The organism is Xylophilus rhododendri, from assembly GCF_009906855.1.
Lineage (GTDB): Bacteria > Pseudomonadota > Gammaproteobacteria > Burkholderiales > Burkholderiaceae_C > Xylophilus > Xylophilus rhododendri.
In genome coordinates this window covers 5,675,606-5,693,775 of sequence record NZ_CP047650.1, presented here as the reverse complement: position 1 = coordinate 5,693,775, position 18,170 = coordinate 5,675,606, and the positions used below count along the sequence as shown (strand labels likewise).

At 70.0% G+C, this 18,170-nt stretch carries 17 protein-coding genes, 1 pseudogene and 1 riboswitch; of the genes and pseudogenes, 5 read left to right on the top strand and 13 right to left on the bottom strand.

The features are described from left to right. Positions 1-38: 38 nt before the first annotated feature. From GT347_RS26370 to GT347_RS26325, 10 genes and pseudogenes are all read right to left on the bottom strand, one after another. Entirely contained in the window at positions 39-1,040 is a 1,002-nt protein-coding gene (locus GT347_RS26370) for an XdhC family protein (protein WP_160555012.1), read from the bottom strand. A gap of 45 nt (positions 1,041-1,085) precedes the next feature. After that, positions 1,086-2,063 (bottom strand): CDF family Co(II)/Ni(II) efflux transporter DmeF, encoded by a 978-nt coding sequence (gene dmeF / locus GT347_RS26365; RefSeq protein ID WP_195812374.1) that lies wholly within the window; start codon positions 2,061-2,063, stop codon positions 1,086-1,088. 54 nt (positions 2,064-2,117) lie between these two features. Continuing rightward, positions 2,118-3,302, bottom strand: a complete 1,185-nt coding sequence (locus GT347_RS26360) for a helix-turn-helix transcriptional regulator (protein WP_160555010.1) — start codon at positions 3,300-3,302, stop codon at positions 2,118-2,120. A gap of 125 nt (positions 3,303-3,427) precedes the next feature. Further along, positions 3,428-3,913: a 6,7-dimethyl-8-ribityllumazine synthase gene (locus tag GT347_RS26355; protein WP_229722548.1), complete on the bottom strand. Its 486-nt coding sequence runs from the start codon at positions 3,911-3,913 to the stop codon at positions 3,428-3,430. A 119-nt stretch (positions 3,914-4,032) separates the two neighbouring features. Next, positions 4,033-4,189: riboswitch (FMN riboswitch) on the bottom strand. A 68-nt stretch (positions 4,190-4,257) separates the two neighbouring features. After that, positions 4,258-5,441, bottom strand: a pseudogene (locus GT347_RS26350) (multidrug effflux MFS transporter). Positions 5,442-5,545: 104 nt separating this feature from the next. Further along, on the bottom strand, positions 5,546-6,637 hold the full coding sequence (locus GT347_RS26345; RefSeq protein ID WP_160555008.1) for an acyltransferase family protein: 1,092 nt from the start codon (positions 6,635-6,637) through the stop codon (positions 5,546-5,548). A 105-nt stretch (positions 6,638-6,742) separates the two neighbouring features. Next, positions 6,743-7,675 (bottom strand): electron transfer flavoprotein subunit alpha/FixB family protein, encoded by a 933-nt coding sequence (locus GT347_RS26340; protein WP_160555007.1) that lies wholly within the window; start codon positions 7,673-7,675, stop codon positions 6,743-6,745. After that, complete coding sequence (locus tag GT347_RS26335) at positions 7,675-8,424, bottom strand: electron transfer flavoprotein subunit beta/FixA family protein (protein WP_160555006.1); 750 nt, start codon at positions 8,422-8,424, stop codon at positions 7,675-7,677. Before GT347_RS26335 ends, GT347_RS26340 begins: the two co-directional genes overlap by 1 nt. Positions 8,425-8,469: 45 nt before the next feature. After that, the gene (locus GT347_RS26330) at positions 8,470-9,723 is read right to left on the bottom strand and encodes a mechanosensitive ion channel family protein (protein ID WP_160555005.1); all 1,254 of its coding nucleotides are present in this window, start codon (positions 9,721-9,723) and stop codon (positions 8,470-8,472) included. Between the two features lie 4 nt (positions 9,724-9,727). Then, positions 9,728-10,681, bottom strand: a complete 954-nt coding sequence (locus GT347_RS26325) for a histone deacetylase family protein (RefSeq protein ID WP_160555004.1) — start codon at positions 10,679-10,681, stop codon at positions 9,728-9,730. A 43-nt stretch (positions 10,682-10,724) separates the two neighbouring features. Between GT347_RS26325 and GT347_RS26320 the strand changes: the two genes are divergently transcribed. From GT347_RS26320 to mltB, 4 genes are read left to right on the top strand one after another with little or no spacing between them, the layout of a single operon-like run. Further along, positions 10,725-11,645, top strand: coding sequence for an AAA family ATPase (locus GT347_RS26320; RefSeq protein WP_160555003.1), 921 nt, complete (start codon positions 10,725-10,727; stop codon positions 11,643-11,645). Continuing rightward, complete coding sequence (locus GT347_RS26315) at positions 11,642-12,637, top strand: DUF58 domain-containing protein (RefSeq protein WP_229722546.1); 996 nt, start codon at positions 11,642-11,644, stop codon at positions 12,635-12,637. Before GT347_RS26320 ends, GT347_RS26315 begins: the two co-directional genes overlap by 4 nt. After that, complete coding sequence (locus GT347_RS26310; RefSeq protein WP_160555001.1) at positions 12,631-14,697, top strand: transglutaminase family protein; 2,067 nt, start codon at positions 12,631-12,633, stop codon at positions 14,695-14,697. The genes GT347_RS26315 and GT347_RS26310 overlap by 7 nt, the downstream gene beginning before the upstream one ends. A gap of 7 nt (positions 14,698-14,704) precedes the next feature. Continuing rightward, a complete protein-coding gene (gene mltB, locus GT347_RS26305) occupies positions 14,705-15,844 on the top strand; it encodes a lytic murein transglycosylase B (protein WP_160555000.1) in 1,140 nt (379 codons plus the stop codon). Here mltB and rlmB read toward each other — a convergent pair. Both rlmB and GT347_RS26295 read right to left on the bottom strand, forming a co-directional pair. Continuing rightward, the gene (gene rlmB, locus GT347_RS26300; protein WP_160554999.1) at positions 15,841-16,593 is read right to left on the bottom strand and encodes a 23S rRNA (guanosine(2251)-2'-O)-methyltransferase RlmB; all 753 of its coding nucleotides are present in this window, start codon (positions 16,591-16,593) and stop codon (positions 15,841-15,843) included. The two genes, mltB and rlmB, sit on opposite strands and share 4 nt — an antisense overlap. A 7-nt stretch (positions 16,594-16,600) precedes the next feature. Beyond that, on the bottom strand, positions 16,601-17,299 hold the full coding sequence (locus GT347_RS26295) for an ABC transporter ATP-binding protein (RefSeq protein ID WP_160554998.1): 699 nt from the start codon (positions 17,297-17,299) through the stop codon (positions 16,601-16,603). Between the two features lie 54 nt (positions 17,300-17,353). Between GT347_RS26295 and GT347_RS26290 the strand changes: the two genes are divergently transcribed. Further along, entirely contained in the window at positions 17,354-17,971 is a 618-nt protein-coding gene (locus tag GT347_RS26290) for an arylesterase (RefSeq protein WP_160555529.1), read from the top strand. Between the two features lie 20 nt (positions 17,972-17,991). On the opposite strand, the gene GT347_RS27315 is transcribed toward GT347_RS26290, so the two are convergent. Further along, positions 17,992-18,168 carry a hypothetical protein gene (locus GT347_RS27315; RefSeq protein WP_195812373.1) on the bottom strand — a complete coding sequence of 59 codons (177 nt, stop codon included), beginning with the start codon at positions 18,166-18,168 and terminating at the stop codon, positions 17,992-17,994. Positions 18,169-18,170: the final 2 nt, after the last annotated feature.

The following is an 18,170-nucleotide window of genomic DNA, read 5'->3' as shown; positions in this document are numbered from 1 at the left end:
GGCAAAACGCCTGTGCGGCGCGAAAGCCGAAGGCCGCCTCAGGCGGCCAGCGCCGGAGCCTTTTCCTTGCCCACCGCCACGGCCATCTCGGCCGGCAGGGCCACGCCGTTCTTCACCGCCAGCACCTCGGCCATCACACTCACCGCGATCTCGGGCGGCGTCTTGCTGCCGATGTACAGGCCGATCGGCCCGCGCAGGCGCGCCAGCGCCTCGGCCGGTATGTCGAAATGCTGCGCCAGGCGCTCGCGGCGCGCGGCGTTGTTGCGCCGCGAGCCGATGGCGCCCACGTAGAAGGCCTCGCTCTGCAGGGCTTCGAGCAGGGCCAGGTCGTCCAGCTTGGGGTCGTGGGTCAGCGCGATCACGCAGCTGCGGCGGTCGGGATGGAAGGCGAGCACCGCGTCGTCCGGCATGCCCTCGGCCATCTTCACGCCGGGTACCGACCAGTGGCCGCTGTATTCGGTGCGCGGATCGCAGACGGTGACGGCGAAGCCGCTGAACTGCGCCATGGTCGCCAGGTATTCCGACAGGGCGCCGGCGCCGATCAGCAGCATGCGAAAGCCCGGTCCGAAGGTGGCGCTCAGCGCCTGGCCGTCCAGGCTCAGCGCCTCCGGCCGCGCCGTCTCCGCCAGGCTCACGCCGCCATCGCCCAGCGCCACCCGGCGGCGCATCAGCTTGCCGGCATCCAGCGCCTCCACCAGCTCCGAAAGGCCGGCGGGGTCGGGGTCGAATTCCAGCATCAGCTCCAGCGTGCCGCCGCAGGGCAGGCCGAAGCGGTGGGCCTCGTCGGCATCGATGCCGTAGCGCAGCAGCTCGGGCGAGCCGCTGAAATCGCCGTGGGCGTGGCGGGCGATCAGGTCGTCCTCGATGCAGCCGCCGGAGACCGAGCCGACCACCGCCCCGTCCTCCCGCAAGGCCAGGGTGGAGCCCACCGGGCGCGGCGAGGAGCCCCAGGTGCGCACCACGGTGGCCAGCAAGGCGTGGCGGCCGGCCTTGCGCCAGTCGCGCAATGCCTTGAGTACGGTGATGTCGATCTTGTCCATCGTCCTATGGTGCGCGTGGCGCGGCGGTACAGGCGTTTCCGTTCGTCACGCCAGGCGGTTGATCTCCACCGAAATATGCACCAGTTCCTCGTGGACGCGCAGCTGCCGCTTGAAGTAATCCGGCTCCACCGCCTGCTCCGTGGCCAGCGAGACGATGCAGGCGAACTTGCCCGAGCCCACCCGCCAGACATGCAGGTCGCAGATGGTGGCGGGGATCGGGCTGGCGGCGATCACCTCGCGGATCTCCTCGACCACCGGGGCGTCCATCTCGGCGTCCAGCAGCACCCGGCCCGTCTGGCGCAACAGGCCGAAGGCCCAGACCGCCACCAGGCCGGCGCCCAGAATGCCCATCAGCGGGTCCATCCACACCCAGCCCCAGAACTTGCCGGCGACCAGGGCGACGATGGCCAGCACCGAAGTGGCGGCGTCGGCCACCACATGCAGGTAGGCGGCACGCAGGTTCAGGTCTTCATGGCCATTGGCATGGCCATGATCGTGGCCGTGCGCGTGATGGTCGTGGTGGTGGTGATCATGCCCATGGTGGTGGTGGTGGTGGTGGTGCTGGTGCCCGTCGCGCAGCAGCCAGGCGCAGACCAAGTTCACCGCCAGGCCGACCACCGCGATGGCGATGGCCTGGTCGTAGTGCACCGGGCTCGGCGCGATCAGCCGCTCGACCGACTGGAACAGCATCAGCGCGCCCACCATCAGCAGCAGGATGGCGCTGGTGTAGCCGCCCAGCACCTCGATCTTCCAGGTGCCGAAGGCGAAGCGGCTGTCGCCCTGCAGCCGCCGCGCCGCCGCATAGGCCGCCACCGCCAGGCCCAGCGCCAGCGCGTGGGAACTCATGTGCCAGCCGTCGGCCAGCAGCGCCATGGAATTGAAGACCCAGCCGCCCGCGATCTCCACCACCATCATGGCGGCGGTCAGGGCCACGGCCCAGGCGGTGTTGCGCTTGGCCAGGGGATTGCCTTCGTGGAAAACGTGGGAGTGGCGCCAGTCCTGGGCCGCCGTTTGTGTCTGCATGGGAACGTTCCTGGCTGTGAATGCCCGGCCAAGTATGCCCATCGGCCGTGACGGCTAGGGCGTGGCGAGCGACAACAGCAGCTTGAGCAGATCGGCCTGCCGGTGCGTGCGGGTCTTGCCGTAGACACTCTTCAACTGCGACTTCAAGGTGTTGGCCGCCACCCCCAGCCGTTCGGCCATCACCTCGATGCTGCCGCCCTGCAGCAGCTGCAAGGCCGCCCGCGATTCGGCCGGCGTGGTGCCGAAGAGCTTGGACAGCAGCTTGGGCGGCACCGCCGACGCGGCCGCCAGGTCGTAGAGGAAGACGATGGCGCGCGCCCCCGCGCCGCCCGCGCTGCCGAAGGCGGAGTCGGCCCCGTCCGCGCCCAGCGGCGCCACATGCACCACCCAGCCCGGCCGGCCGTGCGCGTCGGGCAGGATCATGGCTTCTGAGAAGTGCTCGGGCACCGCGGTCGACAGCGGATCGATGGCGGCGGCCACCGTGCGCTGGAAATCCACGTCCAGCTTGTCGCGCCGGTCCGCCAGCACCAGCTGTTCGCGGCCGAGCGGGTCGCGGCGCAGCTCCCAGCGGTCGGAGGCCTGCACCTGGCGCCGCGCCGCGGTATTGGCGAAACAGACATGGGCGCGGCCGTCCAGCAGCACCACGCCGGAGGCCAGCCGGTCCAGAGCCGCCAGCGAGACGGCTTCGCGCAGATGGGCTTCGCGCAGATGGAACATCACGCCCAGCGCGCGCGACAGATGCGGCAGCAGGCGCTCGATCAGCTCGGTGTGCGCGCTGTTGAAAGGCTGGTCGCGCAGGCGCCCGAACACCGAGATCACCGTCGGCAGCTTGAAGGAGTCGGTGCCGTCGAAGATCACGCCGTAGCACAGGCGGCGCAGCTCGATCGGCGCCCAGAGCTCGCGGTAGAAACGGGTGGCGATCAGCTCGGTATCGGAGACCAGGTCGCTGCCGTTGATCGCCACGCCCTCGCGCACCAGGCCGCGCCGATGGGCGGCCTGCACGTAGGGATCGTCGTGGATGCTGCGCGCCGCCCAGAATTCCAGCGTGGCCTGCGGGATGTTGTTGACGATCGCCATGCCGCCCTCCGCCGGGCCGGCCATGGGCGTGAACAGCATGCCGCTGGAGCCGCCGCAGGCCGCCGTGATGCGCTCGACGACCCCGGCCCAACGCGCGGGATGCAGGGCGGCGTCGTAGATCTGATGTACCAGTTGATCGTAGAGATCGCTCACCACTTCCATCGGGCCAGCCCTCCGCAGCGCGACACGCTTTGTTTCAACTAGCCCGATTCTGGACACAAAGTCAGACGCACGCAATCGGACCGGCACTCCCGATAGCTAAATTATTGGGCCGCAAGGCCCTTTACTCAGGATCCCGTCAGGGCCTGCAGCTGTTGAAGGCTCTCCAGCGTGGCGACGCAGGCTTGCGCCAGCTCACGCCCCTTCACCTGGAAATGCCGCAGGTAGTAGTCGCGGTGCTCGGCATGCTCATGGAAATGGTGGGGCGTGAGCACGGCGGAGAACACCGGCACGCCGCTGTCGAGCTGCACCCGCATCAGGCCGTCGATGACGGCGCTGGCCACGAAGTCGTGGCGGTAGATGCCACCGTCGACCACCAGCGCGCAGGTGGCGATGGCCGCGTAGCGCCCGCGCGCCGCGAGCTTGGCCGCATGCAGCGGGATTTCGAAGGCGCCGGGCACGGCCAGCACATCGATGCGATCGGCCGGGAAGCCGAGTTCCACCATGCTGGCGATGAAGGCATCGCAGCCTTGCTTGACGATGTCGAGGTGCCAGCTGGCATGCACCAGGGCGATGCGGCCACTGGCGGCCGGGAAGGGAGAGCGAGAGTTCACGAGGATGGACGGCCGAAAACCGGATCGAGAAGAACGGCAGGGTCCAGGGCAATTCAGCCACGCCGGTGGCCGCCCTCCCCTGCATCGGCTGCAGACGGAGTACGGCCATCGAGATGGGCCGACGTTTTCTTTCATCCGGACTGTGACCGTCGGCCTCGGGATCTCACCGAATCTGCTGACTCCGCGGACGGGGGCCGTCTGCGGACGCTCGCGGGCTCATGCGCTGGATGCGCCATCACCGCCGGTGGGGAGTTTCACCCCGCCCTGAAAACGTACGCCCTGCGTTGGATGCAGGGCGCGGGAGGGATTCTAGGAGAGCTTGGGCGATCCTGCTGGCGCCCGCCTCAATGGCCGTGCCCACGCAGCGTGAACCGGGCGGTGACGAAGGACAGCAAGGCGCAGACGGCGATCGCCACCAGCATCGGCCGGGCCGTGCCGTCCATGAACACGCCGGACACGGCGATCACCACCGCGCCGGTCACGAACTGCAGGGTGCCCATCAGGGCCGAGGCGGTGCCGGCGATGGCGCCATGAGCCTCCAGCGAGAGCACGGCCGTGGTCGGCACGATCAACCCCAGGAAGCCGTAGCCGATGAAGAGCAGCACCATGATGAGCGCCAGCGACTCCATGCCCATCAGGCTGCAGGCCGCCAGCAGCACCATGGTGAGCGCATAGCCCACCACCGCGCCGGAGACCAGCGGCTTCAGGCCGAAGCGCCGGCTCAGCTTGCCGGTGAACTGGGAGACGCCGATGAAGGAGGCGGCGTTCAGCGAGAAGGCCAGGCTGTATTGCCGCGGCGTCAGGCCGTAGTGCCCGATCAGCACGAAGGAGGAATGGGCCAGGTAGGCGAAGAAGCTGGAAATGCCGAAGGCGCCGATGAACACCAGCCCCAGGAAATGCCGGTCGCCCAGCAGGCGGCGGTAGCCGGCGATGGCGCCGCGCACCGTGCTCTCCACCCGATCGGCCGGCGGCCGGGTCTCCGGCAGGCTGGTGGCCAGCAGCACCAGGCCCAGCAACGAGGCGCCGGTCACCGCCCAGAACACGCCGCGCCAGCCCACCACCTCGATCACCAGGCTGCCGGCCAGCGGCGCCAGGATGGGCGAGACGCTGAAGACCAGCATCAGCAACGACATCAGGCGCGCCGCGTCCGGGCCGGTGTGCAGGTCGCGCACCACCGCGCGCGGCACCACCATGCCGGCGCAGGCGCCCAGGCCCTGCACGAAACGCAGGGCGATCAGGGTGCCGATGTCCGGCGCCAGCGCGCAGCCCACGCTGCCCAGCGCAAAAAGGCCGAGGCCGAAATACAGCGGCGGCTTGCGGCCCAGCATGTCCGACACCGGCCCGTAGACCAGCTGGCCCACGCCCAGGGAGATGAAGAAGGCCATCAGGCTCATCTGCACCGCCATCGGCGAGGCGGACAGGGACTGGCCGATGCTTGGCAGCGCCGGCAGGTACATGTCGATGGCGAAGGGCCGATGGCCGACAGCAGGCCGAGCACCACGGCGGCGCGCAGGAAGTTGTTTTTCATGTGGGAACGAGGCGCCCGGAAGGCGGCGAGACATGCCGCGGGGCTGGGGAAATCGATGCGGCGAGGATAACGAACTGCGGGAAAACCCGCCGCCGCGGGGGCACTCAATCCAGGAAGGCGCCCAGGCACAGAAGCGAAACCATCACCAGCAGCAGGCGCCCCGGCCCCGCGCCGCGCGACTCCACCGTGCGGTGCAGCAGCAGGCCCGCCAGCAGCGAGAGCCCGAACACCGAGGCCATCCCCGCCGCGTTGGCCCATGGCAGGGCCGGCCAGAGGTGATGCACCAGCGCGCCCACGCACAGCAGCACCGGAAAGTGGATCAGGAACACCGAGTACGAGATGCGCCCCACCCCGGCCAGCGGCCGCAGCAGCGCCGGCTCGGCATCACCCTGGCGGTGGCGTGCATGCGCCCACAGCAGCAGCAGCGCGGCGGCCAGGGCGATGGCGATCCGGGCCCGGAAATCCACCGCCAGCGCGACGCCGCCCAGCAGCGCGATGCCCGCCATCCAGCGCCCCGGCCGCGGCGAATGCGCGCCCCAGCAGGCCAGGATGCCCAGCCCGTAGGCACCGAAGAAATACAGCGCCGTCGGATCCAGCGCAGGCAGCCGGTTGAACACCACCAGCGACACCGCGGCGATGCCCGAGACCAGGCAAAACACCGTCAGCGCCGGCCGGCTGGACCAGCGCTGCGCGGCGAAGAACAGCAGCACCGTGGCGGCGAAGAGCTGGAAGTCGATGGCCACATACCAGACGCCGGCCGACAGCGCCTCCTGGCCCACCAGGTCCTGCAGGAAGAAACCGTGCGCCAGCAGTTGCGCCTCGTGCGGCGCGGCGGGCACCACCGGGCCGGGCAGCCAGGGCCGGGCCAGCATCGCCGCCACCATGCCGGTGGCCAGCGCCACCAGGTAAGGCATGGCCAGGCGCAGGTAACGTTTGCCGATGCGTGCCAGCGGCGCCTCGATGCGCCCGGTGCCGCGGGGCGCGAGCGAACGGGCGTTGAGGAAGCCGCCGATCACCAGGAAGATCTGCACCGCCATGCGGGCGTAGTCGGCCAGCACGTCCATCAGCCAGGGGGCCAGCGGACGCGCGACTTCGGACATCGGGCCGTAGAAGGCCAGGTGGTGCCAGACGATCAGGCAGCAGGCCAGTCCCTTGAGGGAGTCGATCAGTGGCAGCCGGGCGGCGGGTGTCTTCATGGGGGAGCGCAGCCAGGTCTTCGCCTGGTCGGGAGATGTCTCTTTTTTTCTTGAAAAAAACGCCGACGCGGGCAGTGCCCGCATCGGCGTCCGGCAGCGCGCGGCTTAGAGCGCGGCGACGAGTTCCGGCACCACGATGAACAGATCGCCTTCGATGCCGTAGTCGGCCACGCCGAAGATCGGCGCTTCCGGATCCTTGTTGATCGCCACGATCACCTTGGAGTCCTTCATGCCGGCCAGGTGCTGGATCGCACCCGAGATGCCGGCGGCGATGTAGAGCGTGGGCGCCACGATCTTGCCGGTCTGGCCGACCTGCCAGTCGTTGGGGGCGTAGCCCGCATCGACGGCCGCGCGGCTGGCGCCGAGCGCGGCGCCGAGCTTGTCGGCCAGGGGCGTGAGCACCTCGTTGAACTTGTCGCTGGAGCCCATCGCCCGGCCGCCGGAGACGATGATTTTTGCAGCGGTGAGTTCAGGCCGGTCGCTCTTGGTGACCTCGCGGCCGACGAAGCTGCTCTTGCCGCTGTCGGCCACCGCGTCGATCTTCTCGACCGATGCGCTGCCGCCTTCGGCCGCTGCCGCGTCGAAGCCGGTGGTGCGCACGGTGATGACCTTGGTCGCATCGCCGCTCTGCACGGTGGCGATGGCGTTGCCGGCGTAGATCGGCCGCTCGAAGGTGTCGGGCGAATCGACTTTGGTGATGTCGCTGATCTGGGCCACGTCCAGCTTGGCCGCCACACGCGGGGCGGCGTTCTTGCCGGCCGCGGTGGCAGGGAACAGGATGTGGCTGTAGCCGGAAGCGATGGATAGCACTTGCGCAGCGACGTTCTCGGCGAGGCCTTCGGCCAGGCTCGGACCATCGGCCAGGATCACTTTGCTGACGCCAGCCACCTTGGCAGCCGCATCGGCCGCGCCCTGGGCGTTCTGGCCCACGACCAGCACGGCCACATCGCCACCGCAGGCCTTGGCTGCGGTGATGGTGTTGAGGGTCGCCGGCTTGATCGCGGCGTTGTCGTGTTCGGCAATGACGAGGACGGCCATCAGATCACCTTCGCTTCGGTCTTGAGTTTGGCCACCAGCGTGGCGACATCGGGCACCTTGATGCCGGCGCCGCGCTTGGGCGGCTCGCTGACCTTCAAGGTCTTCAGGCGCGGGGCCACGTCCACACCCAGGTCGGCGGGGGTGAGCGTGTCCATGGTCTTCTTCTTGGCCTTCATGATGTTGGGCAGCGTCACGTAGCGCGGCTCGTTCAGGCGCAGGTCGGTGGTGACGATGGCGGGCAGCGTGAGCTTGAGCGTTTCCAGGCCGCCATCGACTTCACGGGTCACCTGCACGCCATCGGCGGACAGTTCGACCTTGCTGGCGAAGGTGGCCTGCGGCAGGTCGGCCAGGGCGGCCAGCATCTGGCCGGTCTGGTTGCTGTCGTCGTCGATGGCCTGCTTGCCCAGGATCACCAGGGTCGGCTGTTCCTTGTCGAGCAGGGCCTTGAGGATCTTGGCCACGGCCAGGGGCTGCAGTTCCACATCGGTCTGGACCAGGATGGCGCGGTCGGCACCGATGGCCAGCGCGGTGCGCAGCGTTTCCTGGCACTGGGCCACGCCGCAGGACACGGCGATGACTTCGGTGACCAGGCCCTTCTCCTTCAGCCGGACCGCCTCTTCGATGGCGATCTCGTCGAAGGGGTTCATGCTCATCTTGACGTTGGCGATGTCCACGCCGCTGCCGTCCGACTTGACGCGGACCTTGACGTTGTAGTCGACGACCCGCTTGACGGGGACCAGTACCTTCATTGCAGTTGCCTCCAATAGCTTCACGATGAATACAGCCTGACGATTCTAATTCGCCGGGGTATCCACCATGCGCACCACCCGCTGCGGGAAAGGCAGCTCGATGCCCGCCTCGCGCAGGGCGGCCAGCGCGGCCAGGTTGACGGCCGAGCGCACGCTGTCCTGCCCGGCGGCCGGGTCGGCGATCCAGTAGTTCAGCGCGAACATCAGCCCGTCCGGCGCGAACTGCAGCAGGTGCGCCACCGGCTCGGGCGAGGCGATCACCCGGTCCTGCGCCGCCGCGGCCTGGGCCAGGATGCGGCGTACCAGTTCCACATCGGAGTCGTAGCCCACGGTGATCTCGGTGAAGAGGCGGAATTTCAGGTCGGCCGCCGACAGGTTCTCCACCCGCTGGGTGATGAAGGTCTCGTTGGGCACGATGGATTCGCGGCCGTTGGTGGCCCGCACCAGGGTGTAGCGGGTCTTGATGTCGGTGATGCGGCCTTCGAAGCTGTCGATGCGGATGTTGTCGCCGATGTGCAGCGAGCGCTCCAGCAGCATCACATAGCCGCTGATGTAGTTGGAGGCCAGCTTCTGCAGGCCGAAGCCCAGGCCGACGCCGATGGCGCCGCCGAAGACCGACAGCGCGGTCAGGTCCACGCCCACCGTGCTCAGCACGAACAGCAGGCCGACCAGCAGCAGCACCGCCCGCGCCACATTGGCCGCGGCCTTGCGCAAGGACAGGTCGGTGAAGCTGCTGGCCAGGATGCGGCGCTCGAAGGCCGCGGAGACCCACAAGGTCAGCACCAGCACCAAGCCGGCGGAGAGCCCGCCTTCGAGCAGGGTGCGCAGGTCCACCCGCGTCTTGCCGAAATGCAGGGATACCGCTTCGAGTTGCGCCAGCATCGGCGTCAGCAGGCCGGTGACCCACAACGCCGCGCCCAGCCAGGCGCCCCACCAGACGAAGCGCTCGATCAGCCGCGAGGCCGGCGACTGCGGAAACACCGACAGCAGCACCCGCGCGCACAACCGCACCACCACCAGCGAGACCAGCACCGGCACGGCGATCTGCAGCACGAAGGCCGGCCGGTACAGCGCCACGCCGGTGCGCGCCGCATAGACGAGCAGCAGCGCCAGCAGCGGGAACATCAGCCCGTCGGCGGTATGCCGCCCGAACCAGACCGAGGCCGCGCCCTGCGACTGGCCACGGCCCAGGCGTTTGGCCAGCAGCCAGGCGACGGCCAGGCACAGGGCCAGCAGCAGCAGGCCCAGCCAGGGGTCGGACGCATGGAAATCGGCGATCAGTTTCTGCAATGCCTGCATGGTTTCAGACTCCTGCCAGTACCCGTACATGGGCCTCGACGCTGCAGGCCAGCGCATCCAGCGCATAACCGCCCTCCAGGCAGGAGACGATGCGCCCGCCCGCATGGCGCAGGGCCACGGCCTGCAGCTGCTCGGTGATCCAGGTGTAGTCGGCCTCGACCAGGCCGAGCTGGCCGAGCTCGTCCTCGCGGTGGGCGTCGAAGCCGGCGCTGATGAAGATCATCTCCGGCCTGAACGCCTCCAGCAGGGGCAGCCACTGCCGGCTGACGATCTCGCGCACCGCCGGTCCGCGGGTGTAGGCCGGCACGGGCACGTTGTGCATGTTGTCGGCGGCCGGCGGCTCGCCGGTGAAGGGATAGAAGGGATGCTGGAACAGGCCGACCATCAGCACCCGCTCGTCGCCGTGCAGGATGTCTTCGGTGCCATTGCCGTGGTGCACGTCGAAATCGACCACCGCCACCCGCTGCAGGCCATGCACTTCCAGCGCGCGCCGCACGCCCACGGCCACGTTGTTGAGCAGGCAGAAGCCCATGGCCCGGCCGTGCTCGGCATGGTGGCCCGGCGGGCGGGTGGCGCAGAAGGCATTGGCCAGGGCGCCGGTCACCACCGCATCGGTGGCGGCCACGGCGGCGCCGGCGGCGCGCCAGGCGGCTTCCAGGCTGTGGGCGCAGAGGCTGGTGTCGGGGTCGATGGCGGCCAGCGCGGGGCCGCCAGCGGCCTGGTCGGCCGCCAGCCGGGCATCGAGTTCACGCAGATGCGCCAGATGGGCGGGGGTGTGGGCGCGCAGCAGGTCGGCGTCGTCGGCCGGCGGCGCCTCCTGCCGGTCGAGGGCGTCGAGCACGCCGGTCAACAGCAGCCGGTCGTCGATCGCATCGAGCCGCGCCGGGCATTCGGGATGGCCCCGGCCCATGTCGTGGCGGCGGCAGGCCGGGTGGGTGAAATAGCCGGTCTTGTTCATGTCTCTCGGGTCTCACACTGTTTTTGAGCTAACGTCGCGCCCTATGCAGACACGCCAGAAACTCCAGGCCTTGCTGGACCAGCTTAACACCGTGATCGTGGGCAAACCGCAGCAGGTACGGGACTGTGTGGCCTGCCTGCTGGCCGGCGGCCACCTGCTGATCGAGGACGTGCCGGGCGTCGGCAAGACCACGCTGGCGCATGCGCTGTCCATCACCTTCGGCCTGCAGTTCTCGCGGGTGCAGTTCACCGCCGACCTGATGCCCAGCGACCTGATCGGCGTGTCGGTCTACGAACGCGGCCGCGAGGGTTTCGTCTTCCACCCCGGCCCGGTCTTCGCCCAGGTGCTGCTGGCCGACGAGATCAACCGCGCCAGTCCCAAGACGCAGAGCGCTCTCCTCGAAGCCATGGAGGAAAAGCAGGTCACGGTGGAAGGCGCGACCCGCGCCCTGCCCGAGCCCTTCTTCGTGATCGCCACCCAGAACCCTCACGACCAGCTCGGCACCTTCGCGCTGCCGGAGTCGCAGCTCGACCGCTTCCTGATGCGCATCTCCCTGGGCTACCCCGACCGCGCCGCCGAACGGGTGCTGCTGTCGGGCGAGGACCGGCGAGAGATGCTCGACCACCTGCTGCCCCTGCTCAGCACCGAGGAGCTGCAGGCGCTCCAGCAGCAGGTGCTGGCGGTGCATGCGGCCGAGCCGCTGCTCGACTACCTGCAGGCCCTGATCGCCGCCACGCGCTCGGGCCGCTGGTTCGTGCAGGGCCTGTCGCCGCGCGCCGGCATCGCCCTGCTGCGCGCGGCCAAGGCGCAGGCGCTGCTGGCCGGACGCGACTATGTGGCGCCGGACGATGTGCAGTCGGTGCTGCCGCAATGCGTGGCGCACCGGCTGGTGCCGGTGGCCGGTGCCGGCCGCGGCGCGGTCGAACAGGTGCGCGCCATGGGCGAGGCGGTGCCGCTGCCGTGACGGCGCTGCCCAGCGAAGCACCGCCCGCGGGCCGCGCCCAGCGCTGGCTGTTCTCGCGCGCGCCGCGCCAGGACACCCAGCTGCTGACCCAGCGCAACGTCTACATCCTGCCCACCCGCGCCGGCTTCATGCTGGCCGGCGTGCTGCTGGTGTTGCTGGTGGCCTCGATCAACTTCCAGCTCAACCTGGGCTATCTGCTGACCTTTCTGCTGGGCGGCAGCGCCCTGGCCGCCATGCATGTGGGCCATGGCAACCTGCGCGGCGCCACGCTGCACCTGCTGCCGCTGTCGCCCTGCTTCGCCGGCAGCGCCGCCGTGCTGGAAGTGGAGATCGCCGACGAGGACGGCGGCAAGCGCGGCCGGCTGCGCCCCGGCATCGCCGTCGGCCTGCGCGGCCAGCAGGAACGCGCCTGGGCCGATGTGCCCGCCGGCGGACGGGCCCTGGTGCAGCTCGCCTGGATGCCGCCCGGGCGCGGCCTGCATGCGCTGGAGCCGCTGGAGGCCGAGACACGGTTTCCGATCGGCGCCTTCCGCGCATGGACGGTCTGGCGCCCGGCCAGCAAGGTGCTGGTCTATCCCCAGCCCGAACAACCCGCCCAGCCCCTGCCGGCCGGCACGCCGCGTGAAGGCGGCGACCGGCGCAGCAGCCTGAGCGCCACCGGCGGCGCCGAGCCCGAAGGCGTGCGCACTTACCGCCGGGGCGATCCGCTGCGCCAGGTGGTGTGGAAGAAATCCGCCCGCGCCATCGCCGCCGGCAGCGGCGAACTCACCAGCCGCGACACCGCCCAGCCCACCGAATCCGATCTCTGGCTGGACCTGTTGGCCGCCGGCGCCATTCCGCTGGAAGAGCGCCTGTCCCGCCTGTGCGCCTGGGTGCTCGCGGCCGAACACCTGGGCCAGCCCTACGGCCTGCGCCTGCCCGGCCTGGAGATCGCGCCCGACCAGGGGGCGGCCCACCGCCTGCGCTGCCTGGAGGCCCTGGCGCGATGCTGAACACCCTGCCCTCGTCGGCCCGCTGGCAGCGTTGGCAATCGCTGCCGCGCGACAGCCGCGACACGCTCTTCCTGCTGGCGGTGCTGGCCTGGGTGATCGCCCCGCTGACACTGGAACTGCGCCCCTGGACCGGCGCCATCGCCGCCCTGCTGCTGGGCTGGCGCGCCTGGCTGGCCTGGCGCGCGGCGCCGCTGCCCTCGCGCGCCATGCGGGTGGGACTGCTGGTGCTGGCCGTGGCCGCCGTCTTCGGCAGCTTCCGCACCCTGGCCGGCTACGAGGCCGGCATCAGCCTGGCCGTGCTGCTGCTGGCCCTGAAGACCCTGGAGCTGCGCGCTCGGCGCGACGCCATGGTGGTGTTCTTCCTCGGCTTCTTCGTGCTGCTGATGAACTTCCTGTATTCGCAGGCGCTGCCGCTGGCGGTGATCGCGCTGGTCGGCCTGTTCGGCCTGCTGACGGCGCTGGTGCAGGCGCATATGCCGGTCGGCCGGCCGCCGCTGGCGCTGGCGGCGCGCACCGCATTTCGTTTGATGGTCTTCGGTGCGCCGGTGATGGCCGCGCTGTTCCTCTTCTTCCCCCGCGTGGCGCCGCTGTGGGGCGTGCCGGGCGACACCTCGCGCGCCCGCACCGGCCTGTCGGAGGACATGCGGGTGGGCAACATCGCCGCGCTGGCGCAGGACGGCTCGCCGGTCATGCGCATCCGTTTCCCCGACCTGCCCGCGCGCGCCCAGCCCTCGCAGCAGGCCCTGTACTTCCGCGGCCCGGTGCTCAGCCGCTTCGACGGCCGCAACTGGACGCCCGCCACCGAGCAGTTCAACGGCCGCTACCAGCCGCGCTGGCTGCCGCCCGCCCGGCTGCAGGTGCGCGGCGAGCCGATCCGCTACGAGGCCACGCTGGAGCCCAGCGGCCGCCACTGGCTGCTGGTGATGGACGCGGCGCCGGCCCGGCCCGAGGGCGCCGAGGGTTTTCTCAGCGGCGACATGGAATGGGTCTCCGCCCGCCCCCTGAGCCAGGTCTTGCGCTACCGCGCCGCCAGCTATCCGGACTACCAGCTCGGCGTGCAGGCCACGCCCGCCTCGCTGGCGGAATACACCGCCCTGCCCACCGGCTTCGACCCGCGCACCCGCGCCCTGGCCGGCGAACTGCGCGCCCAGCCCGCGGTGGCGGCCGGCGGCACCCCGGAGCTCGTGGATGCCGCCCTGGCCCGGCTGCGCAGCGGCGGCTACCGCTACACGCTGGAGCCCGGCGTCTACGGCCGCGACACCGCCGACGACTTCTGGTTCGAGCGCAAGGCCGGCTTCTGCGAACACATCGCCTCGGCCTTCGCGGTGCTGATGCGGGCGGCGGGCGTGCCGGCCCGCATCGTCACCGGCTACCAGGGCGGCGCACCCAACAGCGTGGACGGCGTCTGGACCGTGCGCCAGAGCGATGCCCATGCCTGGACCGAAGTCTGGATGGACGGCCAGGGCTGGGTGCGGGTCGACCCCACCGCCTCGGTCGCACCCGAGCGCCTGGCCGAGTTCCGCGCCCCGGCGCCCGAAGGCGCTTTCGGCCAGGCCTTCGGCGCCGTCGTCGGCAACAACTTCAGCAGCCGGCTGCGTGCCACCTGGGAGGCGCTCAACGACCGCTGGAACCAGTGGGTGCTGAACTACACCGAGGACCGCCAGCTCGACCTGCTCAAGCGTCTGGGCTTCGATGCGCCCGACTGGCGCAGCATGGCCCGTGTGCTGGCGGTGCTGGTCCTGGTTGGACTCCTGGCCGGCGTCGCCTGGCAGGCCACGCTGCGCAGGCGGCGCGATCCCTGGCTGCGCCTGTATGCCGATGCGCGCCAGCGCCTGTCCCGCAAGGGCATGCCTTCCACCGAAGCGGTGCCGCCGCGCGCGCTGGCTCGCCAGGCGGTGCAGCGTTTCGGCGAAAGCGCCCGGCCGCTGTCCGACTGGCTGCTGCGCCTGGAAGCCCAGCGCTACGCGCCGGCCGAAACCAGCGCCTCGCGCGCCGCCCTCGGCGAACTGCGCCGCCAGATGCACCGGCTGCGCTGGCCCGAACGCGAGCGCGCCCACTGAACACTCCATGCCCCACGAACTGCAAGCACCGCCCTCCTTCCGCCGCCGCGATCGCCTCCAGCTCGCCATCGGCATCGGCCTGGCCGGACTGGCGTTTGCCGCCTCTGCCAGCACCCACCACGCATCCTCCAAGGCACACGCCTCACCCCAGGCCAGGACCGCGAAGGCATCCGGCACCAAGGCGGCAGCGCCGCTGGTGCGCTACGCCACCCGGGAAGACGCGATGCGCTTCGCCGACGAACTGGCCGCACGGCGCGGCCTGGACACGGACTGGACCCGCGCCACCCTCGGCCAAGCCGGCTTTCTGCCCTACGTCCCGAAGCTGGTGCTGCCGCCGCCCGGCGGCACGGCCAAGAACTGGCGGCTTTACCGCAGCCGTTTCGTCGAGCCGGTCCGCATCCGCGCCGGGGTGCGTTTCTGGGCCGAGCATGCAGCGGCGCTGGCGCGGGCCGAGGCGCAGTACGGCGTGCCGGCGGAAATCATCGTCGGCATCATCGGCGTGGAAACCATCTACGGGCAGCAAAGCGGCAATGTGCGCATCCTCGATGCGCTGGCGACCCTGTCCTTCGACTTCCCGGCCCAGCATCCACGCGCGGCCGAGCGCGCCGAATTCTTCCGCGGCGAGCTGGAGAACTTCCTGGTGATGGCCCAACAAGGCACGCTGGACGCGACCACCGCCCGCGGCAGTTATGCCGGTGCCATGGGCCTGCCGCAGTTCATGCCTTCGAGCTGGAAGCGCTGGGCGGTGGATTTCGACGGCGACGGCCGCATCGACCTGTTCAACAGCGCCGACGACGCCATCGGCTCGGTGGCCAGCTATTTCCGCGCCTTCGGCTGGAAGACCGGCATGACAGCGACCTACCCGGTGTCCTTCGACGCGGCCCGGCTGGACCTGCCCGCGCTGCTGGCGCCGGACATCAAACCCACGTTCGACCCGGCTGGCTTCGCTGCCAAGGGCGTGGTGCTGGAAGGCCCGGCACTCCAGCATGCCGGCCCGCTCGCGCTGATCGAGCTGCAGAACGGCGACGACGTTCCGAGCTATGTGGCCGGCACCGAGAACTTCTACGTCATCACCCGCTACAACTGGTCGAGCTATTACGCGATGGCGGTGCTGGAACTGGGCGCGGCCGTGGCCGCCGCGCGCTAGACGATCAAGCGCTGGCGGCGTGCCTCGTACAGGCACACGCCGCTGGCCACCGATACGTTCAGGCTCTCGACCCCGCCCTGCATCGGGATCGAGATCAGCTGGTCGCAGGTCTTGCGGGTCAGCTGGCGCATGCCGTCGCCTTCGGCGCCCAGCACCAGGGCGGTCGCGCCGCGCAGGTCGGTCTGGTAGAGCGTGCCCGGCGCGTCGTCGCTGGTGCCCACGCACCAGATGTTGCGCTCCTTCAGCTCGCCCAGCGTGCGGGCCAGATTGGTCACCATGAAATAGGGCACCGTCTCGGCCGCGCCGCTGGCCACCTTGGCCACCGTGGCGTTGATGCCGGCCGCATGGTCCTTGGGTGCGATCACCGCATGGGCGCCGGCGCCGTCGGCCACCCGCAGGCAGGCGCCGAGGTTGTGGGGATCGGTCACGCCGTCGAGCACCAGCAGCAGCGGCGGATCGCCGCCGGCCTCCTCCAGGTTTTCCAGCAGTTCGTCGAGCGAGCGCGCCTGCGGCAGGTCGTGCACCCTGGCGGCCACGCCCTGGTGGCCATGGCTGCCGGCCAGCTTGGCGATGCGCAGTCCGTCGGACTCGATCAGGCGCACATGGGCCTCGCGCGCGCGGTCGGTGAACTGCCGCATGCGCGCATCGCGCCGGGAAGAATCGAAATACACCTCGATGACCGAGGCCGGCGCAGTTTTGATGCGCACGCCGACGGCATGGAAGCCGAACAGCACTTTGGGAGTAGACATCCGCGCATTATCCCGGGCTTGGCACCAGTGCTCCTGCCTCGATCTCGATGCGGCGGTCACAGCGGGTGGCGATGGCCCGGTCATGCGTGACCAGAACCAGCGTGGTACCCCGCTCGCGGTTGAGTTCGAACATCAGCTCCATCACCCGTTCGCCGGTGGCGAAATCCAGGCTGCCGGTGGGCTCGTCGGCCAGCAGCACGGCCGGCTCCACCACGAAGGCCCGGGCCAGCGCCACCCGCTGCTGTTCGCCGCCGGACATCACCCGCGGGTAGTGGCCGAGCCGCTGGCCCAGGCCGACCCGGCCCAGCATGTCGCTGGCGATGCGGCGGGCATCGCGGCGGCCGCCCAGTTCCAGCGGCAGCATCACGTTCTCCAGCGCGGTCATGCCGACCATCAGCTGGAAGCTCTGGAACACGAAACCCAGCTTGCGAGCGCGCAGCGCGGCGCGGGCGTCCTCGTCGATGGCGAAGATGTCCTCGCCGTCCAGCCGCACGGTGCCCCTGGTGGGGGTGTCCAGCCCGGCCAGGATGGACAGCAGCGTGCTCTTGCCCGATCCCGAGGCGCCGAGGATGGCCACGGTTTCCCTTGGGAACAGGCGCAATTCGATATCCCGGAGAATGTCCAGCGTACCGGTCGCGTCGGAAACCGACTTGGTGAGATGTTCCACCGCGATGATGGGTTCGGGCGCCTGGTCCGGCTCAGTCATGAAAGGCCTGTTGAAGTGAAGCGTAGAGACTGTATCGTGATTGGCCTGGCCTCCATGGGCGCCCTGGCATCGGGCCTGCCGCTGACGGCCTGCGCGGCCAGGCCGGCGGTGCCGCAGACCATCCTGGTGGTGGGCGATTCGCTCAGCGCCGAATACGGCCTGGCCCGGGGCAGCGGCTGGGTCGCCCTGCTGGAGAAGCGGCTGGCGGAGAAGAAGGTGCCCGCCACCGTGGTCAACGCCAGCATCAGCGGCGACACCACCTCCGGCGGCCGCGCCCGGCTGGCGCCCTTGCTGGCCAAGAACAAGCCCGACATCGTGGTGATCGAGCTCGGCGGCAACGACGCCCTGCGCGGCCTGCCGCTGGCCGGCACCGAGGACAACCTCACCGCCATGGTGAAGGCGGCGCAGGCCATCAAGGCGAAGGTTTTGCTGGTGGGGATTCAGGTGCCGCCCAACTATGGCGGCGACTACATGCAGAAGTTCTCGGGCGTGTTCGAGACAGTAGCCAAAAAGACGGGCAGCGCGGTGGCGCCCTTTTTGCTGCGCGGGGTGGCCGATACCCCGGATGCCGAGGCCAACTTCCAGCCCGACCGCATCCATCCGCTGGCCAGCGCGCATCCGCGCATGCTGGACAACGTCTGGCCGTCGCTGGCGCCGCTGCTGCCCCGGTAGCTGGCGCCGGCAGCGCAGGCTTATTCGGTGCGGCGCTCGGTGCCCGCCACCTCGTCGGTGGTGCCGGCCTCGTCCTGCACCGGCTCGCCGTCCTCACCGGTCTTGCGCTCGGCCTTGGCGCGGAGCTTGTCTTCCTTCTTGCGTTTCTTGGCCAATTCCTTTTGCCGTTTTTCGTATCCGTAATTCGGTGTAGCCACGC